Raw genomic sequence first — 21,919 nt, 5'->3', positions numbered from 1 at the left:
TCATGGCTGGGTCCCGGCATAGCCGGACAACCAGATCGCCTGCGCGGCCGTCAGCCGCAGCCGGCACCCCTGCGAGGCCGGACCGCTGCCACTGCCGCCTTGCCAGCGGCTGACCTCATATCCGCAGGCGGAATCCCGAAAGGCGATCCAGTCGCGCTGCATCGCCTGCAATTCCGGCGCAGACGGCCCGGCGGCCGAGCCCAGCTGCGCCAGATCGGCATCGGCGGCCTCGGCCTGCGCCAGCAATGACGCATAGCTTGCGTTCAGGGCCGCGTCCCACTGGTCGGCCTCGGCCGCCAGGCAGCCGCCCATGCCGACATTCGAGCCGCCCGCCCCCGTCGCCATGCAGCGATCTGCGGCAATACCGATACACTCTGCCTGACGGTCGGCCTGCCGCCCAGCCAGGCAGGTTTCCAGGATCAGCGGGTCGTAATCCAGCCCCTCGTCCTGCGCCCATGCCGCGCCAGGTCCGATCACGGCCGGAACCCCAAGGGCAAGGCACAGTGCAAGGCGCGGAACAAGGCGCAGGCGGGCGATGTGGCTCATCCCATCAGGCCCATCAACTCGCGGCCGACCAGCATGCGGCGGATCTCGCTGGTGCCGGCGCCGATCTCCATCAGCTTGGCATCGCGGAACAGCCGGCTGACCACGCTGTCATTCAGGAAACCCGCGCCGCCAAGCGCCTGCACCGCCTGATGCGCCTGCACCATCGCCTGTTCGCTGCAATACAGCACCGCGCCGCCGGCATCCTGCCGGGTCACGCGACCCGCATCGCAGGCCCGCGCGACCTCGTAAAGATAGGCCCGCGAGGTGTTCAGCGCGACATACATATCCGCGATCTTGGCCTGCATCAGCTGGAAGGACCCGATCGGCTGGCCGAACTGCTTGCGGTCGCGCAGATAGGGCATGACCTCGTCCAGACAGGCAGCCATGATACCAGTGCCGATGCCCGACAGCACGACACGTTCATAATCCAGCCCCGACATCAGCACACGCACGCCGCGGCCTTCTTCGCCCAGAACGTTCTCGAACGGGATCTCGCAATTTTCAAAGATCAACTCGCCCGTGTTCGAGCCGCGCATCCCCATCTTGTCGAAATGCGGGCTGGTCGAAAAGCCGGCCATGCCACGCTCGACGATGAAAGCGGTGATGCCCTTGGACCCGGCCGAGGGGTCGGTCTTGGCATAGACCACCAGCGTATCGGCATCGGGCGCGTTGGTGATCCAGTATTTGTTGCCGTTCAGCACATAGCGATCATTCTTCTTTTCCGCCCGCAGCTTCATGCTGACCACATCGGAACCGGCGCTTTCCTCGGACATGGCCAGCGCGCCGACATGTTCACCGCTGCACAGTTTGGGCAGGTATTTCGCGCGCTGTGCATCGCTGCCGTTCAGCTTGATCTGGTTCACGCACAGATTCGAATGCGCGCCATAGGACAGGCTGACGCTGGCCGATGCACGGGCCAATTCCTCGACCGCGATCACATGTGCCAGATAGCCCATGCCCGAGCCGCCATATTCCTCCGGGACGGTGATGCCCAGCAAACCCAGCTCGCCCATTTCGGGCCATAATTCGTTGGGAAAGCTGTTGCTGCGGTCAACCTCGGCGGCGATGGGCTTCACGCGATCCTGTGCCCAACGGTGAACCATCTCGCGAAGCGCATTCACATCCTCGCCCAGATCAAATTCCATGCCTTGCGTGAACATCGTCCGGCCCCCTCCAGTTTATTGAACGGTCGTTCAGTTAATTGCCTTATGCCCTGCCGCCCCCGCCTGCGTCAAGGAAAACCGTGCGCGAGCCGGGCCCATCCGTCAACCGTGAGCCGTTGCCTGCCATCTGGCAAGCGCCTCTTTGATGGCGATCTGGCGGCCCTGCCCCACGCCCCCCGGCGTCGACGACAGGCGCGGCGCGGGCATGGGCTGGCCGCCCTGAAAGGCAGCGCGGGTCTGCATGTGGGGATGGGTCGGGGCCTCGTCGATCGACAGGACCGGGGCGGCGCAGGCATCAGTGCCTTCCAGCAGGGCGGCCCAATCATCGCGGCTGCGGCGGGCAATGATGCCGGCCAGCGCGGCGCGGATCGCGGGCCAATTCGCCGGATCGGCACGGTCGGGCAGATTGGCGGCATCAAGGCCAAGCCGGTGCAGCAATTCGGCCCAGAATTGCGGTTCGATGGCGCCAAGGGCCAGATGCCGGCCATCGGCGCATTCGTAAACCGCGTAATAGGGCGCGGCCCCGTCCAGCAGATTGGCCTGCCGGTGGTCGGCCCACATGCCCGATGCCCGCAGGCCCGAGATCATCGCCATCAGGTGCACCACCCCGTCGCTGATCGCGGCATCGACCACCTGCCCCTGCCCGGTCTGGCGGGCATGCAGAATCGCCGCCAGCATACCTGCGACCAGATACATGGACCCGCCAGCGAAATCGCCCAGCAGGTTCAGCGGCGGCACCGGGTGCCCGGCCGGGCCGATGGCATGCAGCGCGCCGGTGATCGCCAGATAGGTGATGTCATGGCCCGCCGAATGCGCCAGAGGCCCACTTTGCCCCCAGCCCGTCATCCGGCCATAGACAAGGGCCGCATTCTCGGGGAAATCGCCGGGACCAAGGCCAAGACGCTCCATCACGCCGGGGCGCATGCCTTCGATCAGCGCATCGGCGCGGGCGATCAGGCTGCGGGCGGTTTCGCGGCCGGCGTCGGATTTCAGGTCAAGCTCGATCCAGTCGCGCCCCCGGTCCAGAACGTCACGATCAAGGCCCAGCACGTGCCGCGCGCCGGGCCGGGTGATGCGGATGACCTGTGCGCCGTGATCGGCCAGCCACATCGCGGCAAAGGGCGTGGGGCCAAGCCCCGCGATCTCGACCACCCGCAACCCGTCCAGCGCGCCCATATCCTGTCCCCCGCTTCCCGGTTTCAGATTTGCCCGCCCTCGCGTGCAGTGCAAGCCCGACCGTCGGCGTTGACAGGCGCCACCCGCCCGGCCAACCTGCGGGCAATCACAGGGAGAATAAAAATGACCAGACAGATCAGCCTCATCGCGTTTCTTGCCATGGCCGGCCCGGCGTTGGCCCAGACCAATTGGGACATGGCCACGCCCTATGCCGATGGCGATTTCCACACCCGCAACATCACCCAGTTCGCCGAAGAGGTCGCCACCGCCACAAATGGCCAGCTGACCATCACCGTGCACAGTTCCGGCAGCCTGTTCGGGCATCCCGAGATCAAGGATTCGGTGCGCAAGGGCCTGGCCCCCATCGGCGAGGTTCTGATGAGCCGGCTGGCCAATGAAGACCCGCTGTTCGAGGTCGATTCGGTCCCCTTCCTCGCCACCGGATACGAACAGGCGCTGAAGCTTTGGGACGCCAGCGAGCCGGCAATCACGCAGAAACTGGCCGATCAGGGGCTGACGCTGCTGTTCGTCGTGCCCTGGCCGGGTCAGGGGATCTATACCAAGGATGCGGTCAGCGACGCCTCCAGCTTCCAGGGCCAGAACATGCGCGCCTATAACGCGGCGACGGAACGGCTGGCCCAGCTACTTGGCGCGACGCCAACACAGGTCGAGGCGGGTGATATTCCCACCGCCTTTTCGACCGGGCGGGTCAGCGCCATGGCGACCTCGCCCTCGACCGGGGTGACATCGCAGGCCTGGGACTTTACCAGCTATTACACCGATGCGCAGGCCTGGCTGCCCAAGAACATGGTCATCGTGAACACCGCCGCCTTCGAGGCCCTGCCCGAGGATCAGCGCACCGCCATCATCCAGGCCGCCGCCCAGGCCGAGACGCGGGGCTGGGACATGTCCGCCGTCGAGGCGGAAGAAGCAACCGCCACGCTGGCCCAGAACGGCATGACCGTCGCCCCGCCATCCGAGGCCTTCAGCACCGAGTTGCAGGCCATCGGCGAGACGATGACGACTGAATGGCTGGAACGGGCGGGTGATGCCGGTCGTGCCGTCGTCGACGCCTATCGCGCCGAATGAGGGCTGCGCTGGACCGCGCCTATGCCGCGGGGCTGTGGTTGGCCTGCCTGTGCCTTGTGGCCATTGCCGTGCTGGTGCTGGTGCAGGTCGCGGGCCGGTTGATCGACCGGCTGGCCATGGCCATGGGCGCGGCCCCCTTGCAGATCGCCGTGCCCTCATTGGCCGAGATCGGCGGCTTTCTTCTGGTCGCGGCATCATGCCTGGCGCTGGCGGGAACCTTGCAGCAGGGCGGGCACGTGCGGGTGACGATGATCACCGGCGCATTGCCCGCGGCTGCGGGCCGGATCGTCACCTTGCTGGCCATCGCCACGGCGGCGGGGCTGGCGATCTGGGCAAGCTGGCATTCGGGTTTGCAGGCGCTGGACAGCTGGCAGTTCAATTCGCTCAGCTTCGGGATCGTCAAGATCCCGCTATGGCTGCCGCAGGGGGCAATGACATCGGGGCTGGGGTTGCTGGCCGTGGCGCTGGTCGATGCCTTTGTCACCCTGCTGTCGGGCGGCGTTCCGGGCTTTCTGGCCGCCGAGCAGCAATCTGATCTGGGGGCCGAGTAGATGGAGGTTCTGCCGCTGTCGCTGCTGCTGATCGTGGTCCTGTTCGGGTTGCTGGCCACCGGCCTGTGGGTCGGCTTTGCGCTGATCGGCGTGGGCCTGGTGGCGATGGTCACCGCCGCCCCCGCGCCGCCCGGCCCGGTCTTTGCCACAAAGGTCTGGGGCGCGCTGAATGTCTGGGATCTGACGGCGCTGCCGATGTTCATCTGGATGGGCGAGATCTTGTACAGATCGCGGCTGTCATCGGACCTGTTCCGGGGGCTCGCACCCTTTACCCGCCGGCTGCCCGGCGGCTTGCTGCATGTCAATGTGCTGGGTTGCGCCGTCTTTGCCGCTGTCAGCGGATCATCAGCCGCCACCACCGCCACGGTCGGGCGCATGTCGCTGCCCGAACTGAAGGCGCGGGGCTATGACCCAGATATCTCGGTCGGATCGCTGGCCGGGTCCGGCACGATGGGCTTTCTGATCCCGCCCTCGATCATCCTGATCGTCTATGGCGCGGCAACCGAACAATCCATCGCCCGGCTGTTTTTGGCGGGTGTGCTGCCCGGCCTGATGCTGGCCTTGCTGTTTTCGGGCTGGATCGTTGCCTGGGCGCTGCTGAATCCCCGAAAGATGCCCCCGGCCGAGCCGGTTTCCACCCGGCGCGAGAAACTGGCCGCGCTGCGGTTGCTAGTGCCGGTGGTGGGGCTGATCGTGGCGGTGATCGGCTCGATCTATGCTGGCATCGCCTCGCCGACCGAGGCGGCGGTGATCGGTGTTCTGGGCGCCATGATCATCGCATGGGCCACGGGCGGGCTAAGCCGCGCAGATGCCGTGCAGGCGTTGCTGGGGGCGGCGCGGACCAGCGCGATGATCTGCTTCATCCTGATGGGCGCGGCCTTTCTGACCGTCGCCATGGGCTATACCGGCATTCCCCGCGCGCTGGCGGCCTGGGTGGGGCAGCAGGGTTTTGCCGCCCATTGGCTGCTGATCGCGCTGATGGCGCTGTTCATCGTGCTGGGTTGTTTCCTGGACGGCATATCCATGGTGGTGCTGACGGTTTCGGTGATCCTGCCGATGGTGCTGGCTGCGGGGATCGACCCGATCTGGTTCGGCATCTTCCTGGTCCTCGTCGTGGAAATGAGCCAGATCACCCCGCCGGTGGGCTTCAACCTGTTCGTGCTGCAATCGGTGACGGGGCGGAACATCTTTGACCTCGCCCGCTGTGCGTTGCCGTTCTTCCTGCTGCTGGTGGCCGCCGTGCTGATCCTGATGGCCTTTCCCGGCATCGCGCTGTGGTTGCCCTCGACCATGATGGCACGCTAGGTGTGGCGGCATCCTGAGAGGGGTGCCGCCATGACCCGCCTTTACCTGATCCGCCACGCCACGCCCCTGCATGAGGGGCGTCTGGCCGGTCGCCGCGACATCGCCGCAGATTGCAGCGATGCGGCCGCCTTTGCCGCCATCCGCACGCGCATCGCCCATGTGCCGCAGGTCTGGACCAGCCCGGCGCTGCGCTGCCGCCAGACGGCAGATGCGCTTGGCCTGGACGCCCCCGACCTGCATCCCGAGCTTTGGGAACAGGATTACGGCGCATGGGAAAACCTGCCCTTCGACCAATTGCCCGACCTTGGCCAGCTTGCCCCGCCCGAACTTGCCCGCCACCGCCCCGAAGGCGGTGAAAGCTTTGCCGATATGGCGGCCCGCGTGCTGCCCCGCCTGGCCAAGGCGCGGCAGGATACCGTGATCGTCGCCCATGCCGGCACCGTCCGCGCGGCCCTGTCGCTGGTGGTCGGCCCGGCGGCCCTGTCCTTCACCATCTCGCCCCTGTCGCTGACCATCCTGCGCCGTGCCGGCACCGATTGGTCGGTCGAGGCCGTGAACCTGACCGCGCCATGATCACCGCCCTGATTGCGCTTGCGCTGGATGCGCTGATCGGCTGGCCCGACCGGATCTATCGCCGCATTGGCCACCCGGTCACCTGGCTGGGCCGGCTGATCGCGGCGCTGGAGACACGCCTGAACCACGGCCCCCACCGCATCGCCAAAGGCGCGCTGGCCACGGCCCTGACCATCGCCGCCGCCGCCCTGCCCGCTTGGATCATCGCCGAGGCCTTCGGCCCCTGGATCGCCGGGCTGCTGGCCTGGCCGCTAATCGCCGCGCGCTCGCTTTATGACCATGTCACCGCCGTCGCCCGCCCGCTGATGGCAGGCGACCTGCCCGCCGCGCGACAGGCGACCTCGATGATCGTGGGACGGGACGTGTCGCAGGCCGACGCGCCCGCCCTGTCCCGCGCCAGTCTGGAGAGCCTTGCTGAAAACGCATCCGACGGCGTGATCGCACCGCTGTTCTGGCTGGCGGTGGCGGGGCTGCCGGGCGTGGCGGCCTATAAGGCCATCAACACGCTGGATTCGATGATCGGCCATCGCAATGCGCGATACGAGAAATTCGGCAAGTTCGCCGCACGGCTGGATGATGTGGCGAACCTGATCCCTGCCCGACTGACGGCGCTGCTGTTTGCCTGGGCCGCCGATTCCCGTGCAGCGTGGCAATGCGCCTTGCACGAGGCCCACCAGCACCGTTCCCCCAATGCCGGCTGGCCCGAGGCCGCCATGGCCGCGGCCCTTGGCGTGCGCCTGTCGGGGCCGCGCCAATATGGCGAGCGGATCGCCCAGGAGCCCTGGCTTAACGGCAAGGCACCCGACCCTGCGCCGCACGACATTCAACGCGGGCTGGATCTTTATCGCGGCGCCGTCATCCGCATGGCGCAAGTCATGGCTGCCCTTCTGCTGGCAAAGCTGGCGCTGGCTGCGACCATCCTGGTCATCGCCTCAGGTTTGTGGCTGCCGGAATTTGGGACTGGTGGGCGGTGAGGGGCTCGAACCCCCGACATTTTCGGTGTAAACGAAACGCTCTACCAACTGAGCTAACCGCCCCACGGCGCAGGTCTTAGCCCGACCGGCCGGGGCTGGCAAGCCACCTAGCCGTCTTCGCGCCAGATCTCGTGCTGGCCATCGCGGATGACCTGAACCGCACCCTGATATTGCGGCAGATCCTCGAAACGTGACATGTCCCAGCCCATCGCCAGCATCCGCATCATCCGCAGCGTGATGCCATGGGTCACGATCAGCGCCGGGCCGGTCAGGCTGTCCAGGAAATCGCGCACCCGCGCGGTCAGGCCGGCAAAGCCCTCGCCACCCGGTGCATGATCATACCAGCCCAGCCCCGGCATCTGGAAAACACCGGGCTTCGCCGCCACCAGATCGCTGTAAAGCATGCCGCTGAACGCACCTATGCTGATCTCGACCAGCCGATCATCCAGTTGATAGGGCCGGTCACCAAAGACGATCTGGGCGGTCTGGCGGGCGCGGCCAAGGGTGCTGGCATAGCAGGTCGCCTCGACGCCGCGGATCAGCCGATTCTGGGCCTGGGCCTGGGCGATGCCCAGTTGCGTCAGCGGCGAATCAAGCCGACCCTGCATCCGGCCCTCGGCATTCCATTCCGTCTGGCCGTGCCGCATGAGATAGAGATCAGGATACATCAGCTGCCGCGCAATTTCTTCAGGTCATGATTTCGGGGCAGGACGACCCCGCGCCGCCCTGCCCCGTTGATTGCCGGATCGGTCCCGGCAGGTCAATCACCAGAGGAAATCGTCAGCGTCCAGCTGCGAAAGCCGCGTGTCCTCGATCACCAGCCGATGATTGCCCTGGACGAAATGCACGTCGTCACCGACCTGCCGCAATTGCCGCGAGACATCGGACCAGCTGTCCAGCCCGCCCCAGCTGCGCAGGTCGATATCGTCGTCACCCGGCTCGAAATCGGTGATCGAATCGCGGCCGGCGGTAAACACGAACCGGTCAGCCCCGGTCCCCCCGGTCAGGCGGTCATTGCCATTGCCGCCATCCAGCACGTCATTACCCTCGCCGCCGATCAGCCGGTCACGGCCACCATTTCCGGCCAGCACGTCATCGCCCTCGCCGCCCATCGCATAGTCGTCGCCCGTGCCCAGAATGACGCGGTCATTGCCCTCGCCGGCGCGAACCGTGTCATTGCCGGTGCCGCCAAAGACGGTGTCATTGCCCTCGCCCGGCAGCATCAGATCATTGCCGCCGCCGCCCGACATGTAGTCATTGCCGCTTACGTCGGTCATGACGTCATTGCCGGCCTCGCCATACATGCGATCCTCGCCCTTGCCGCCGATGATCCGGTCGGCACCGAAACCGCCATAGATCAGGTCATCGTCGTCGCCGCCATAGATCGTATCGGCGCCGGCATTGCCATAGATCCGGTCCTCGCCGTCACGCCCGAAAATCAGGTCCGCAAAACCCGTGCCGCGCAGCAGGTTGGCCGCATCCGTGCCATTGATTCTTGCCATCTTGTTCGCTCCTTTTTCATTCGCCTGCGATGACGGACCATCCGGCCCGTTCATGTCGGAAACGTGGCGACAGGACGGTTATTCCGCCGACAAGGCAGAAAAATCATCACAGAAATGTCAGCAAGGCCCGCAGCCAGGCAAATACCGATCGCAACAAGGCGCGAACCAGGATCAGATCAGCTGAATGTGTCCAAGGGGGGGATGGATGGCGCGGTTGACGGGGCTCGAACCCGCGACCCCCGGCGTGACAGGCCGGTACTCTAACCAACTGAGCTACAACCGCGCATATATCCGGGCGAAAGGTGTGTGTGGCGCGGTTGACGGGGCTCGAACCCGCGACCCCCGGCGTGACAGGCCGGTACTCTAACCAACTGAGCTACAACCGCACACTCACCTCCCCGGTCGATCGCCCGCCGGGGTGAGGGGCGGTTTACGCAGAGCGCGCGACAAGGTCAAGTGCGGATCGCGCGAAAAAAAGAGGCGCCCGAAGGCGCCCCCAGATAATCGTCAAAAAGATACGGGTTACATGGCCGGGGTCAGTTGCTGGCCGGAGCCTCTGCCTCGGCGGGCATTGCGGCTGGATCGGCCGCCGGATCGGCAGGTGCTGCGGCGGGATCAACCGCAGGGTCTGCCGCAGGATCCGGCATCGGCGCATCAGCCACAGGCACAGCCGGCAGCGGCAGCACCGTGCTGTCGTCAAACTCGGGCAGCGCCTCCAGCTCTTCCTTGGTGTAGTTGGTGGCAAAGACCGAATCATTGCCGAAATGGCCCAGCTTGATCGCCTCGGTGCCCAGCAGAACCTTCTTGGCACCGATGCCAAGGAAGCCGCCAATATCCGCAATATAGCCGATCACATTGTTATCATTGTCGATTACAATGTCGCCAACCTTGGCGATCGACGCCCATTCGGCGGGAATCGCGTCGCCTTCCAGCACGCCCCATTCGCTGTCGGCGGGCATATTGGTCGTATAGATCTGCAAACCCGAGATCCAGCTGGACAACATGCCGGGATTGGCGGCGCTGATCGCAGGTGCTGCGACATCAGGGGCCACCACGGGCTCTTCGGCGGGCATCTCGGCCTCGGCGGCCATCTCGCCTTCCGCGGCAGCCGGATCGGCCATCACAGGATCAGTGGCTTCGGCTGCGGCATCGGCAGCAGCATCCGCCGCCTCGCCCGCGGAATCGGCGGCGTCGGCAGCAGCATCGGCCGCGTCCGCAGCAGCGTCACCGGTGGCATCTGCCGCATCGGCGGCGGCATCACCTGCCGCATCCGCAGCCTGGTTTGCCGCATCAGCAGCATCCGACGCGGCATCCTCTGCGGCCTGCGCGCTATCCTCCATGACCGTTTCGGGGGCCGTGGTGTCCTGGGCAAAGGCCGGGACGGCCAGGGCTGCGATTGCGGCGCTCATCAGCAAGCGTTTCATTATGACTACTCCTCTTTACGAGTCTTCCAACCGGGCGCTTGGCCCGTCGCAATCACAACGCAGAACAATATCGGCCGTTCCGCCCCGGTTTCCGACCGGCGGAATCTTGCCACATATTGCCGATAAACTTTTGATTATCGCCGATTTAACGCCGCTGACTGATGCGGCCGCCGCAGATCGGCGCCGGTGCCCCCGTCGTCGAGGGGCCAGAGGTCGGCAGCCCCCGCAGCACCCTGACCGCCAGCCAGCCAAAGGCCTGTGCCTCCAGCATATCCCCGTCCAGACCGGCGCTTTCGACCGGCTGGACAAGGGCCGGCAAGGCCTGCCGAAGCGCGGCCATGATCGCACCATTGTGGCGACCACCGCCGCAGACCAGAACGGTTCCCGGTGTCTCGGGCAACCAGCGGAAGCCCGCCGCCACAGAACCTGCCAGCGCCGCCACCAGCGTCGCCGCCGCATCGGCATCGGACAAGGGCGCGACGGCCGGGGCAAGACCGGCAAAGGCATCGCGATCCAGCGATTTGGGCGGCACCCGGTCGAAATACGGATGGCGCAGAAATTCCGAGACCACCGCCGGATCGACCCGCCCCGACGCAGCCAGCGCCCCACCCCGGTCATGGCTTTGTCTCAGGCGGGCGCGCATCAGGTCATTGATCGGCGCATTGGCCGGGCCGGTATCGAAGGCAAGGCAGGCGCCCGGCGCCTCGGGCGCGGGGGCCGAGGGATCGACCCAGGTGATATTTCCGACCCCGCCAAGGTTCAGAAACGCCACCGGGGCCACCGGCAGATGCCCCTGCCCCACGGCCCATTCCGCGCAGGCCCAGTGAAAGAACGGCGCCAGCGGCGCGCCCTCGCCGCCCTGCCGCACATCCTCGCTGCGAAAATCCCAGACCACCGGCCGCCCCGTCGCGCGGGCAAGCGCCGCGCCGTCGCCGGCCTGATGGGTGCCCCGCCCGCCCGGATCATGGGCCAGCGTCTGACCGTGAAAGCCGATCAATTCGGCCTCGGGGAAGGACTCGGCCAGCGCGGCATGGCTGGACTGCGAGATTTCGGCGGCCTCGGCCACGTTCGGGCCATCCTGCCACTGCCCAAGCGCGCCGTGCAGCACCGCGGCCTCATTATCGGAATAGGCGCGATAGGCCGACCGGCCAAAGCCGTCGATCCTGACGCCATCGGTCTCGATCATTGCCGCGTCGACCCCGTCCAGCGAGGTTCCCGACATCATCCCCAAAGCCCGGATCATCGCGCCTTTCCCTTTGGTCCTGCCGGCGGTATATCCGCGCCATTGGAAAGGAACCACCCCGATGACCTATCACGCCAAATCCGATTTCCTGCGCATCATGATCGAACGCGGCTTTCTGGCCGACTGCACCGATTATCAGGCGCTGGATGAGGCGCTCAGCAGCGGCTCGGTTACGGCGTATATCGGCTATGACGCGACGGCGGCATCGCTGCATGTCGGCCATCTGCTGAACATCAAGATGCTGCGCTGGTTCCAGAGAACCGGCCACCGGCCGATCACGCTGATGGGTGGCGGCACCACCAAGGTGGGCGATCCGTCTTTCCGCAGCGACGAACGCCCGCTGCTGGGGCCGGAACAGATCCAGTCGAATATCGACGGGATGCAGCAGGTCTTTGCCCGCTACCTGGATTACCGCGACGATGGCGGCGCGCTGATGCTGAACAATGCGGAATGGCTGGACGGGCTGAACTATCTGGATTTTCTGCGCGATATCGGGCGGCATTTCAGCGTCAACCGCATGCTGGCCTTTGAATCGGTGAAATCCCGGCTGGATCGCGAACAATCGCTGTCCTTCCTGGAATTCAATTACATGATCCTGCAAGCCTATGATTTCCTTGAGCTGTATCGGCGCTATGACTGCCGGTTGCAGATGGGCGGCTCGGATCAATGGGGCAATATCATCAACGGCATCGACCTGACCCGCCGGGTGCTGGACCGCGAGATCTGGGGCCTGACCTCGCCTTTGCTGACCACCAGCGACGGGCGCAAGATGGGCAAGTCACAGGGCGGCGCGGTCTGGCTGAACGCGGCGATGCTGTCGCCTTATGAGTTCTGGCAGTTCTGGCGCAACACCACCGATGCGGATGTCGGCCGCTTCCTGAAACTTTATACCGAACTTCCTGTCGAGGAATGCGACCGGCTTGGCAGCCTGCACGGCTCGGAAATCAACGACGCCAAGATCCGCCTGGCCAATGAGGTCACCACCCTGCTGCATGGCGCCGAGGCCGCAGCCAGTGCCGAGGCAACCGCGCGCGAGGTGTTCGAACAGGGCGGCGCCGGCGGCGATCTTCAGGTGGCCTTGCTGCCGGCATCGGCGCTGGATGGCGGGTTGTCGGTTGCGCAGATGCTGGTTCAGACCGGGATCACCGCGTCTGGCAAGGAAGCCAAGCGCCTGATCGCCGAGGGCGGATTGCGGCTGAACAACGATGCCGTGACCGACCCGCAGCTGACCGTTGATGCGGCGCTGATCGGGGACGGGCTGAAGGTCTCGGTCGGGAAGAAAAAGCACCGTATGGTGCAGATCGGCTGACATGCCCCTGACGCAAGGCCGATATGCGCCGCAGCGGTGACGCTGCGTCGCGGCATTGCACCTGTTCCGGGCAGTGACTATTTTTCGGGCACGGGAGAGCAAACCTCCTAACGACCGGAGAAAGATCATGGCGAACGACCTGAAATCGCCGCGGAAAACGGCAAATCCCACGACGCCCGCAGAGGATGCGATCGAGCAGATGTTCGGTTACTACAGCCGCGACACTCGTTCGGCCGTGCGCGCTGCCAATGACAGCGGCGCCCGCGTCATCAGCGAGTTGGACGCAGCCGGCGCGATCCTTGCGGCCAAGCGCGTCGCCTAGAAAGCAGACGCGTCGTCACCAGTTATCCAAAGGGGCCAGCCGGCCCCTTTTTTGTTGGCTTCGGGGGCCATCGCACTTTCAAAGCCGGGCCATCCGTGATGATCATGACCGGCATGAGCGACACCCACGCCCCACCCGATGCCGACCGGCGCCGCGCCCTGAAGCCGGTGATCTGCTACGATCCCGCCACGCTTCCCGATCCCGGGCTGGTGGCGCTGCGCGCCGCCCGCGCCGACGCGCGCAAGACGGCGGAAATCACCGTGCCCCCGCGCGAGGGGCGTTGTTTTGACGTGCCTCGGGGCCATTTCTTTCGCATCACCAGCATCGAGGGGCCACAGGTCGGTGATCTGAACCTGTGGTCCGCCGCCGATCCAAACGAGCGGTTCTTTTCCGGCAAGACCCGCGCGCTGCATGGCACTCATCTGACGGCGGGCGACCGGATGTGGTCAAGCCTCCCTGCCCTGCGCCCCATGGCCACGGTCATCCGCGACACGCTGGAATGGTATGGCATCGACGCGGATGGTGGGGGCGTGCATGACGTGATCGGGACGCGCTGCGATCCCTATACCCATCACCTGCTGTCGGGCGGCAAGGATTACCATCATTGCTGCCATACCAACCTGACCCGCGCGCTGATGGCGCATCTGGACCTGCCGCGCCAGCAGGCCGAACCGCTGGTCCATGACGTGCTGAACGTTTTCATGCTGACCGGCTTTACCCGCGATACCGGCCAGTATTTCATGAAGGCCAGCCCCGTCCGCCCCGGCGATTTCATCGAGTTCTTTGCCGAGATCGACCTGATCGGCGGGCTGTCGGCCTGCCCCGGTGGCGATTGCGGCGATCAGCATTCATCGGACAAGGCCAGATGCCATCCGCTTCTGGTCGAGATCTTTGCCCCCAATTCCGCCCCTTCGGGCTGGTCATCGCCCGTGCCAAACGGCCACAGCTGGGACTAGGCGACGCCATGGCAGCGGCCCGGCGGCAGCCGGCATCTTGACGGTCTGCCCCACGCACGGCAATCAGGGCGGATGATCGACTTGCGCCCCGTCATCCATACCATCGGCAAAATCGTCGTCGTGCTGGGTGTTGGCATGACCTTGCCGATGCTGGTCGACTGGTGGCACGGTGATCCGCATTGGACGGTGTTCCTGCAGGTCGGGCTGCTGACCGTGCTGATCGGCATCATGTCGGTCGTCGCGACGCATAGCGTGCATCAACACCTGACCATCCAGCAGGCCTTTCTGCTGACGGCGGGTCTTTGGGCGGTTCTGCCGGTTTTTGGCGCATTGCCCTTTGTTATCGGCGCGCCCTATGCCAGCTTCACCGATGCCTATTTCGAGGCGATGTCAGGCGTCAGCACCACCGGGACCACCGCCTTTCCCGAACTGGACGGCCTGCCCATGGGCACACATCTGTGGCGCGGCATCCTGCAATGGTCGGGCGGTCTGGGCATCGTCGTCGTCGCCATGGTGTTCCTGCCGGTGATGAAGGTCGGCGGCATGCAGTTCTTCCGCTCGGAAGGGTTCGACACCCTGGGCAAGATCCTGCCCCGCGCCGGCGAGATCGCATCCGAGATGACGCGCATCTATTTCATCCTGACCGGCGCCTGCATCATCACCTATATCCTGCTGGGCATGAACGGCTTCGATGCCGTCATGCATGCGCTGACCACCATATCGACCGGTGGCTTTTCCAATTACGATGCCAGTTTCGGCACCTATCTGGGCGGGCCGGAATGGGCGGCCTCGATCTTCATGGTGCTGGCCTCGATCCCCTTCATCCGCATGGTGCAGGTCATGCGCGGCAATTTCACGCCGCTGTGGCAGGACGTGCAGATCCGCGCCTATCTGCGCTGGATCGGCTATAGCTGCGGGGTGATCATCCTGTACCGGCTGCTGTACATGCAACAGGACATGCACCCGCTGGAGGTGGTGCGCGAAACGGTGTTCAACACCATCTCGACCTTTTCGGGCACCGGCTATGCCTCGACCGACATGCTGGCCTGGGGGCATCTGCCCTTTGCCGTGCTGATTGTCGTGGGCCTGATCGGCGGCTGCACCGGGTCGACCGGCTGTTCGGTCAAGATCTTCCGCTATCTGGTGCTGTTCCAGGCGGTCCGCGCCCAGATCAAGCGCATGCACAGCCCGCACCGTGTCTATCCGCTGCAACTGGAAGGCCGGCCGCTGGACCAGGACGTCATCAATTCGGTCATGGCGTTCTTCACGCTGTTCGTGCTGACCTTTGGCCTGTTGATCGTGGGGCTGGCGCTGACCGGGCTGCACACCCGGACGGCGCTGACCGCCGCCTGGACGGCGATCGCCAATGTCGGCCCCGCCTGGGGGCCAGAGATCACCGCCAACGGGTCCGTCGCGGAATTTCCCACCAGCGCCAAATGGCTGATGATCCTTGGCATGTATCTGGGCCGGCTGGAACTGATCGCCGTGTTGGTGCTGCTGTTGCCGCGCTTCTGGCGGAACTAGGGGATCAGCACCGTCGCGCCGGTGGTCTGGCGCGCCTCCAGCGCATCATGGGCGCGCGCCACCTCGGCCAGCGGGAACTGATGAGAGACCTGCGCGCTGATCTTGCCATCGGCCAGCGCCGCGAACATCTCGGCCGCGCGCGATTGCAGCTCGGCCGGGTCGGCAATGTGCTGAAACAGCGTCGGCCGGGTCAGAAACAGCGATTTCGCCCCCAGCTCGGCCATCGGCACAGGCGCGACAGCCCCCGAAGACTGGCCAAAGCTGACCATCATCCCGCGCACCGCCAGCGACGCAAGCGAGCCCTTCCAGGTCGCCTGCCCAACCCCGTCATAAACCACGTTCACGCCCTTGCCGCCGGTGATTTCGGCCACGCGGGCGGCCACATCCTGGGCGCCATAGTCGATGACGTGGTCATAGCCCAGATCGCGCGCCAGTGCCGTCTTTTCGGCCCCGCCCGCCGTGCCGATCACCGTGCCGCCCTGGGCCCGGATCCACGGGCCGATGATCTGGCCCACGCCGCCGGCGGCCGCCTGCACCAGCGCGATCATCCCCGGCCTGATCGGAAAGGTCGAGGTGATCAGGTAATGCGCCGTCAGCCCCTTCAGCATCAGCGTTGCGGCCTGCTGCGCGGTGATCCCATCGGGCACGCGCACCAGACGGTCAGCCGCGATCAGCCGCGCCGAGGCATAGGCGTTCAGCGGCAGCGTATAGGCGACCCGGTCGCCCACCCGCAGCCCGGTGACGTCCGGCCCGACGGCCTCGACCACGCCCGCGCCTTCGGAACCGGGCACCAGGTCACGTTCAACCGGCCAGGGATAGGTGCCGTTGCGGTGATAGACATCGAGAAAGTTCAGCCCCACGGCCTGCTGGCGCAGCAGCACCTGGCCCTCGCCCGGCTGCGGTGTGGCGATCTCGCGCCGCTGGAAATCGGCTGCGGTGCCCGGCCGGGGCATGACCATGACATAGTCGCTGTCGCTCATCTCGGTCCCTCCTGAAATCGGGACCAGTCTGGACGCGGCCCGCAGCGACCGCAAGGCGGATCAATCGGCCGGCGGCTGCACCGGGTCCGTAACCACCTGCGGGGCGCCGATCGCAGAGCCTGCGCCGGTCGAGGTGGAGGCGGGCCGGGGATCGTTTTCCGCCGGCGCAAAACGGGTAAAGCTGTCGGACAGCTCGGCCGCGACACGGCCCTGATTGGCCTCGTCGCCAATCGGCCAGATCAGCACGAAGCCCTCGGCCCGGCCGTCGCGCACCCGCCCCTCGGCATGGCCGATATGCGTGGCGTTCCGGCCGTGCAGGGTGATCGCGCCGGGCTGCACCTCGCGGCGCGGCTGAGGCACCCAGCCAAGCGCGATGACCAGCCCCGACAGGTCGATCAGTTCCTGCTGCCCGCCTGGCTGCGAGAACAGGATCAGCGCCGCACCCGAACCATCCCTGGGCCCATAGATCGACAGCACCCGTTCATTGCGGTCAAAGGCCAGCCGGTCCATCGGCACCACCGCCGACAGGCCGGTATAGGCGTCGTCCAGCTGCGACAGCCCCATCTCGTCGCGCCAGGCCGCACGACGCTCGATCAGCCTGGCCATGGCCGTCCCGGCATCCGGCGACAAGCGTTCGGCGGCGATCTCGGCATTGATGGCGGCGCGGGTCTGGGGGCCGCTTTTACCGTCGATCGTGCCATCGTAATATCCCGCCCACCGCAAGGCGCGCTGCACCTGATCCAGCGGCGGCAGCTCGGCCGGCTCGGCCGGCGGGGCGGGCAGATCGGGTGCGGCAGCAGCAGCAGCACCGTCGCCGACCGGGATGCCGATTTCCGCGTCGCTCGCCAGGAAGGCATCGCCGGGCACAAGCTCGGCGGCCTTGAAGGCCACCAGCCAGGCCGCCGCCACATCCTCGGCCAAGGGCCCAAGCCCGATGGCAAAGCGACCGCTCGGCAATTCCCACATCCCCGCATCGGGAATGTTCTGGCGCAAGGTCTCTAGCGCCGCATCCGCCGCTGCACGGTCCTGAAATGACTCGAAACGCATGTAAGACCCGGGCACCGCCGCGGCGGGCGGCGGCGTAACGGCCGGGGTCTGATCCGTATCCGTCGCGGATTCCGCCGATGGTTCAGGGGTGTCGGTGACCGCCTGCCCTGCCGCATCGGCCGGTATTTCGGCGGCATCAGTGGCTGCGGCGGCAGTCGCGGCGGCCGGATCGGGCGCGGCCACGGTGGTCAGCACCATATCGGCTTCCTGCGGTGCCACGAAACTGTCGGCGGGAACCTTGCCCTCGGCCTTCAGCTGTTCCAGCCGCGCCGCAGCCTGATCTGCCGGCATCGGCCCAAGCCCGATCCCGGTCCAGCCGCGCGCCAGCGGGAATGTCACAACATCCTCGAACTGGTTGCGCCAGCCCTCGGCGGCCTGGGCCGTTGCAGCCTCGCCGCGCTTGGCCTCGATACGGATCACAACCTGCGCGTCCTGCGCCTGCGCCAATGCCGCACCGGGCAGCCACGCCGCCATAAGCATCCAATGAAAGCGCCGCATCCGCCGACCCCGCAATTGACCCTGTCCCAAGCCGCGCCTAGAAGGCGCCAAGCTTCGCATGATCTATGCAAAAGGATGGCCCAGATGACCAGCCCCAACCGACCCCGCAGCTTTCAGGAAATCATCCTGCGCCTGCAAAATTACTGGGCCGCGACCGGCTGCGCGGTGCTGCAACCCTATGACATGGAGGTCGGCGCCGGCACTTTCCACCCCGCGACCACGCTGCGCAGCCTTGGCAGCAGGCCCTGGGCTGCGGCCTATGTCCAGCCTTCACGTCGCCCGACGGACGGGCGTTACGGCGAAAACCCGAACCGGTTGCAGCACTATTATCAATATCAGGTGATCATCAAACCCTCGCCCCCCGATTTGCAGGATCTGTATCTGGGCAGCCTGCGCGCCATCGGCCTGGACCCGATGATCCACGATGTCCGCTTTGTCGAGGATGACTGGGAATCGCCCACGCTTGGCGCCTGGGGTCTGGGCTGGGAGGTCTGGTGCGACGGCATGGAGGTCAGCCAGTTCACCTATTTCCAGCAGGTCGGCGGCCATGACTGCCGCCCCGTCTCGGGCGAGCTGACCTATGGGCTGGAACGTCTGGCCATGTATGTGCTGGGCGTCGAACATGTGATGGACATGCCCTTTAACGACCCTGACAGCCCGATCCCCCTGACCTATGGCGACATCTTCCGCCAGACCGAACGCGAATATTCGCGCTGGAACTTCGATCAGGTCGATACCGCGATGCTGTTCCAGCACTTCAAGGATGCCGAGGACGAATGCGCGCGCATCCTTGCCGCCGACCCCGAGGACAGCGCCGGCCGCCGCATCCCGATGGCCCACCCCGCCTATGACCAGGCGATCAAGGCCAGCCATATCTTCAACCTGCTGGATGCGCGCGGCGTGATCAGCGTGACCGAGCGTCAGGCCTATATCGGCCGGGTGCGGGCGCTGGCCAAGGCCTGTGCCGACCTGTTCCTGACCACCGATGCCGCGCGCGAGGATGCGGCATGAACTGGGGCAAGGTCGCCGTCGCCGCATTGGCGCTCAGCACAGCCGCCGCCGGTGCGGGGGTCTGGTATGCGCAGGTCTATGGCTTTTACGACCGGATCGAGGCAGACGGCCCCGGCGCGCAGATCAACACCCAATCGGCGGCCGACGGCACGATGATGCCCCTGTCGCTGACCGATTTTCAGGGTATCGACGCCAGTTCATCGCCGCTGCGCTGGCGGGCCTGCTTTCGGCTGACCAGCGAACCCCTGCCCGAAAGCCTGATCCCCTATGACGGCGCCACGCCGCTGAACGGCCCCGGCTGGTTCGATTGCTATGATGCCGACCAGATCGGCCATGACCTTGCATCGGGCGCGGCAGTGGCGGTGCTGGGAACGCCAGAGATTCGCCCCGATGTGGACAGGGTGCTGGCGATTTATCCCGATGGCCGCGCCTATGGCTGGCACCAATATAACGACAAGACACCCGAACGCGGAGTGATGGACTGATGCCCGACCTTCTGATCGAACTGTTTTCCGAGGAAATCCCCGCCCGGATGCAGGCGCGCGCCCGCGAGGACCTGAGGAAACTGCTGACCGACGGGCTGGTCGAGGCCGGGCTGACCTATGCCAGCGCTGGCGCTTTTTCCACCCCGCGCCGCCTGACCCTTGCCATTGAGGGCCTGTCGGCCAACAGCCCCACCACGCGCGAGGAACGCAAAGGCCCCCGCACCGATGCGCCCGATGCCGCGTTGGAGGGTTTTCTGCGCTCGACCGGATTGACGCGCGACCAGCTTGAGGCGCGCGACGACAAGAAGGGCCAGGTCTGGTTCGCCACCATCACCCGCCCCGGCCGCCCCGCCGCCGAGATCGTAGCCGAGGTGTTGGAAGCCGCGATCCGCAACTTTCCATGGCCCAAATCCATGCGGTGGGGGTCGGGCAATATGCGTTGGGTCCGCCCGCTGCATTCCATCATGTGCATTCTGACCGATGAGGCGGGCGCGCAGGTCGTCCCCCTGACGGTCGAGGGCATCACCGCGGGCGACACCACGCGCGGCCACCGCTTCATGGCCCCCGACGCCTTCGCGGTCACGGGCTTTGACGATTACGCCGCCAAACTGCGCCGCGCCCGCGTCATGCTGGACAGCGCCGAACGCGAGGCCGAGATCCGCAGCCAAGCCGAAAACCTGGCCTTCGCGCGTGGCTGGCAGATCGTCCCCGATGACGGGCTTCTGGCCGAGGTTGCGGGTCTGGTCGAATGGCCCGTGCCACTGATGGGGGTGATCGAGGACCGCTTTCTCGACCTGCCGCCCGAGGTGCTGCAAACTTCGATGAAAGAGCACCAGAAATTCTTCTCGGCGCGCAATCCCAAGACGGGCCGGATCGAGGGGTTCGTGACCGTCGCCAATATCGAAACCCCCGATGACGGCACGACCATCCTTGCGGGCAACCAGCGCGTGCTGGCCGCGCGGCTGTCGGATGCGGCCTTCTTCTATGAAAACGACCTGCGAGAGGCCCGCGCCGGCATGACCCATTGGGCCGAGGGCCTGCAATCGGTGACCTTCCATAACAAGCTGGGTTCCCAAGCCGACCGCATCGCCCGCATTGCGGCACTGGCGCGCGAAATCGCGCCGCTGGTCGGTGCCGACCCGGATCATGCCGAGGAAGCCGCGCAGCTGGCGAAGCTCGACCTGCGCTCGTCGATGGTGGGCGAGTTCCCCGAGTTGCAGGGCACGATGGGCCGCTATTATGCGCTGGCCGCTGGCAAACCCCAGGCCATCGCCGACGCCGCCCGCGACCACTACTCGCCGCTTGGGCCGAGCGACGACGTGCCGACCGCGCCGGTCTCGGTGGCCGTGGCGCTGTCCGACAAGATCGACACGTTGACGGGCTTCTGGGCGATTGACGAAAAGCCCACGGGTTCGAAGGACCCGTTTGCGCTGCGGAGAGCGGCGTTGGGGGTTATTCGGTTGGTGTTGGGGAACAATCTGCGCGTTCATTCGACCCAATGCTTCATCAACCATTTGATGAGCAAATGCCTCATTGACACCAACCCGCATGGAACTGGCCGTGGTGATGGATATGGTTTTGGTCCACAGCCTGACTATAGCATTGAGTTTTTTGTCATGGCTTCAGGAGGTGGCTTCGGAGGTGGTGATGATCAAAAGGCTGCGTTCTGGGCTGACGAGGCCGCTCAGGCGGCCACCGACCTCCTCGCCTTCCTCCACGACCGCCTCAAGGTCTATCTCCGCGACCAGGGCATCCGCCACGACATCATCGACGCCGTGCTGGCGCAGCCCGGCAATGACGACCTCGTGCTGGTGGTGAATCGCAGCGTCGCGCTGAACGACATGCTGAAAACCGAGGACGGCAAGAACCTGACCCAGGGTCTCAAGCGCGCGGGCAATATCCTGACGCAGGCCGAGGAAAAGGACGGCGTCGAATATTCCTTCGGCGCGGATGAGAAATTCGCCGAGACCGAGGCCGAACGCGCGTTGTTCAAGGCGCTCGACACCGCCGAACCGGCCATCCGTCAGGCGACCAAGGCGGAGGATTTCCCCGCCGCCATGCAGGCCATCGCCGCCCTTCGCGCCCCCATCGACGCCTTTTTCGAGGCGGTTCAGGTCAACAGCGACAACCAGATCCTGCGCCGCAACCGGCTGAACCTGCTCAGCCGCATCCGCGAGGCCGGGCGGCAGATCGCCGATTTCACGAAGATCGAGGGCTGAGCCATCGTCACCGGCCCGGTTC

21 protein-coding genes and 3 tRNA genes are annotated in these 21,919 nt (G+C 65.9%); 12 read left to right on the top strand and 12 right to left on the bottom strand.

Annotated features, from left to right (window positions below):
* From FNJ84_RS05470 to FNJ84_RS05460, 3 genes are all read right to left on the bottom strand, one after another.
* Positions 1-546, bottom strand: coding sequence for a lysozyme inhibitor LprI family protein (locus tag FNJ84_RS05470; RefSeq protein ID WP_143792006.1), 546 nt, complete (start codon positions 544-546; stop codon positions 1-3).
* Entirely contained in the window at positions 543-1,706 is a 1,164-nt protein-coding gene (locus tag FNJ84_RS05465) for an isovaleryl-CoA dehydrogenase (RefSeq protein ID WP_143792005.1), read from the bottom strand. The genes FNJ84_RS05470 and FNJ84_RS05465 overlap by 4 nt, the downstream gene beginning before the upstream one ends.
* Positions 1,707-1,811: 105 nt before the next feature.
* Positions 1,812-2,885, bottom strand: coding sequence for a CaiB/BaiF CoA-transferase family protein (locus tag FNJ84_RS05460; protein WP_143792004.1), 1,074 nt, complete (start codon positions 2,883-2,885; stop codon positions 1,812-1,814).
* A gap of 123 nt (positions 2,886-3,008) precedes the next feature.
* Here FNJ84_RS05460 and FNJ84_RS05455 point away from each other — a divergent pair, with 123 nt between their 5' ends.
* The 5 genes from FNJ84_RS05455 to cbiB are packed head-to-tail and all read left to right on the top strand — an operon-like array spanning position 3,009 to position 7,377.
* Complete coding sequence (locus FNJ84_RS05455; RefSeq protein ID WP_255471058.1) at positions 3,009-3,974, top strand: TRAP transporter substrate-binding protein; 966 nt, start codon at positions 3,009-3,011, stop codon at positions 3,972-3,974.
* The gene (locus FNJ84_RS05450) at positions 3,971-4,525 is read left to right on the top strand and encodes a TRAP transporter small permease (RefSeq protein WP_143792003.1); all 555 of its coding nucleotides are present in this window, start codon (positions 3,971-3,973) and stop codon (positions 4,523-4,525) included. Before FNJ84_RS05455 ends, FNJ84_RS05450 begins: the two co-directional genes overlap by 4 nt.
* On the top strand, positions 4,526-5,830 hold the full coding sequence (locus tag FNJ84_RS05445) for a TRAP transporter large permease (RefSeq protein ID WP_143792002.1): 1,305 nt from the start codon (positions 4,526-4,528) through the stop codon (positions 5,828-5,830).
* Between the two features lie 30 nt (positions 5,831-5,860).
* Positions 5,861-6,403, top strand: a complete 543-nt coding sequence (locus FNJ84_RS05440; RefSeq protein WP_143792001.1) for a histidine phosphatase family protein — start codon at positions 5,861-5,863, stop codon at positions 6,401-6,403.
* Positions 6,400-7,377 (top strand): adenosylcobinamide-phosphate synthase CbiB, encoded by a 978-nt coding sequence (cbiB, locus tag FNJ84_RS05435; protein WP_143792000.1) that lies wholly within the window; start codon positions 6,400-6,402, stop codon positions 7,375-7,377. The genes FNJ84_RS05440 and cbiB overlap by 4 nt, the downstream gene beginning before the upstream one ends.
* Here cbiB and FNJ84_RS05430 read toward each other — a convergent pair.
* The 7 genes from FNJ84_RS05430 to FNJ84_RS05400 form a co-directional block, all read right to left on the bottom strand.
* Positions 7,365-7,440, bottom strand: a tRNA-Val gene (locus FNJ84_RS05430). The two genes, cbiB and FNJ84_RS05430, sit on opposite strands and share 13 nt — an antisense overlap.
* Before the next feature lie 44 nt (positions 7,441-7,484).
* A complete protein-coding gene (locus FNJ84_RS05425; RefSeq protein WP_143791999.1) occupies positions 7,485-8,045 on the bottom strand; it encodes a histidine phosphatase family protein in 561 nt (186 codons plus the stop codon).
* Between the two features lie 96 nt (positions 8,046-8,141).
* Positions 8,142-8,879 carry a calcium-binding protein gene (locus FNJ84_RS05420; RefSeq protein WP_143791998.1) on the bottom strand — a complete coding sequence of 246 codons (738 nt, stop codon included), beginning with the start codon at positions 8,877-8,879 and terminating at the stop codon, positions 8,142-8,144.
* Between the two features lie 206 nt (positions 8,880-9,085).
* Positions 9,086-9,162, bottom strand: a tRNA-Asp gene (locus FNJ84_RS05415).
* Positions 9,163-9,188: 26 nt separating this feature from the next.
* Positions 9,189-9,265: transfer RNA gene (locus tag FNJ84_RS05410), tRNA-Asp, on the bottom strand.
* A 150-nt stretch (positions 9,266-9,415) separates the two neighbouring features.
* Complete coding sequence (locus FNJ84_RS05405; protein WP_185968430.1) at positions 9,416-10,303, bottom strand: PRC-barrel domain-containing protein; 888 nt, start codon at positions 10,301-10,303, stop codon at positions 9,416-9,418.
* Positions 10,304-10,448: 145 nt separating this feature from the next.
* The gene (locus tag FNJ84_RS05400; RefSeq protein ID WP_143791997.1) at positions 10,449-11,546 is read right to left on the bottom strand and encodes an anhydro-N-acetylmuramic acid kinase; all 1,098 of its coding nucleotides are present in this window, start codon (positions 11,544-11,546) and stop codon (positions 10,449-10,451) included.
* A 61-nt stretch (positions 11,547-11,607) separates the two neighbouring features.
* Here FNJ84_RS05400 and tyrS point away from each other — a divergent pair, with 61 nt between their 5' ends.
* The 4 genes from tyrS (at position 11,608) to FNJ84_RS05380 (ending at position 15,657) form a co-directional block, all read left to right on the top strand.
* Positions 11,608-12,855, top strand: a complete 1,248-nt coding sequence (gene tyrS, locus FNJ84_RS05395) for a tyrosine--tRNA ligase (protein ID WP_143791996.1) — start codon at positions 11,608-11,610, stop codon at positions 12,853-12,855.
* Between the two features lie 127 nt (positions 12,856-12,982).
* A complete protein-coding gene (locus tag FNJ84_RS05390; RefSeq protein ID WP_143791995.1) occupies positions 12,983-13,177 on the top strand; it encodes a hypothetical protein in 195 nt (64 codons plus the stop codon).
* A 104-nt stretch (positions 13,178-13,281) separates the two neighbouring features.
* A complete protein-coding gene (locus FNJ84_RS05385) occupies positions 13,282-14,133 on the top strand; it encodes an urea carboxylase-associated family protein (RefSeq protein ID WP_370454580.1) in 852 nt (283 codons plus the stop codon).
* Positions 14,134-14,205: 72 nt separating this feature from the next.
* The gene (locus FNJ84_RS05380; RefSeq protein ID WP_143791993.1) at positions 14,206-15,657 is read left to right on the top strand and encodes a TrkH family potassium uptake protein; all 1,452 of its coding nucleotides are present in this window, start codon (positions 14,206-14,208) and stop codon (positions 15,655-15,657) included.
* On the opposite strand, the gene FNJ84_RS05375 is transcribed toward FNJ84_RS05380, so the two are convergent.
* Both FNJ84_RS05375 and FNJ84_RS05370 read right to left on the bottom strand, forming a co-directional pair.
* Positions 15,654-16,637, bottom strand: coding sequence for a quinone oxidoreductase (locus FNJ84_RS05375; protein WP_143791992.1), 984 nt, complete (start codon positions 16,635-16,637; stop codon positions 15,654-15,656). The genes FNJ84_RS05380 and FNJ84_RS05375 overlap by 4 nt on opposite strands.
* Before the next feature lie 60 nt (positions 16,638-16,697).
* On the bottom strand, positions 16,698-18,182 hold the full coding sequence (locus FNJ84_RS05370) for a peptidoglycan-binding protein (RefSeq protein WP_185968429.1): 1,485 nt from the start codon (positions 18,180-18,182) through the stop codon (positions 16,698-16,700).
* An 84-nt stretch (positions 18,183-18,266) separates the two neighbouring features.
* Between FNJ84_RS05370 and FNJ84_RS05365 the strand changes: the two genes are divergently transcribed.
* The 3 genes from FNJ84_RS05365 to glyS are packed head-to-tail and all read left to right on the top strand — an operon-like array spanning position 18,267 to position 21,897.
* Entirely contained in the window at positions 18,267-19,193 is a 927-nt protein-coding gene (locus FNJ84_RS05365) for a glycine--tRNA ligase subunit alpha (protein ID WP_143791990.1), read from the top strand.
* Positions 19,190-19,678: a DUF6446 family protein gene (locus FNJ84_RS05360; protein WP_143791989.1), complete on the top strand. Its 489-nt coding sequence runs from the start codon at positions 19,190-19,192 to the stop codon at positions 19,676-19,678. The genes FNJ84_RS05365 and FNJ84_RS05360 overlap by 4 nt, the downstream gene beginning before the upstream one ends.
* Positions 19,678-21,897 carry a glycine--tRNA ligase subunit beta gene (glyS, locus tag FNJ84_RS05355; RefSeq protein WP_143791988.1) on the top strand — a complete coding sequence of 740 codons (2,220 nt, stop codon included), beginning with the start codon at positions 19,678-19,680 and terminating at the stop codon, positions 21,895-21,897. The genes FNJ84_RS05360 and glyS overlap by 1 nt, the downstream gene beginning before the upstream one ends.
* Positions 21,898-21,919 lie beyond the last annotated feature (22 nt).

The organism is Paracoccus sp. M683 (genome assembly GCF_007096355.1).
In the GTDB taxonomy this organism is placed as follows: Bacteria; Pseudomonadota; Alphaproteobacteria; order Rhodobacterales; family Rhodobacteraceae; genus Paracoccus.
The sequence above is the reverse complement of the archived record's forward strand: the minus strand, read 5'-3'. Positions and strand labels throughout refer to the sequence as shown.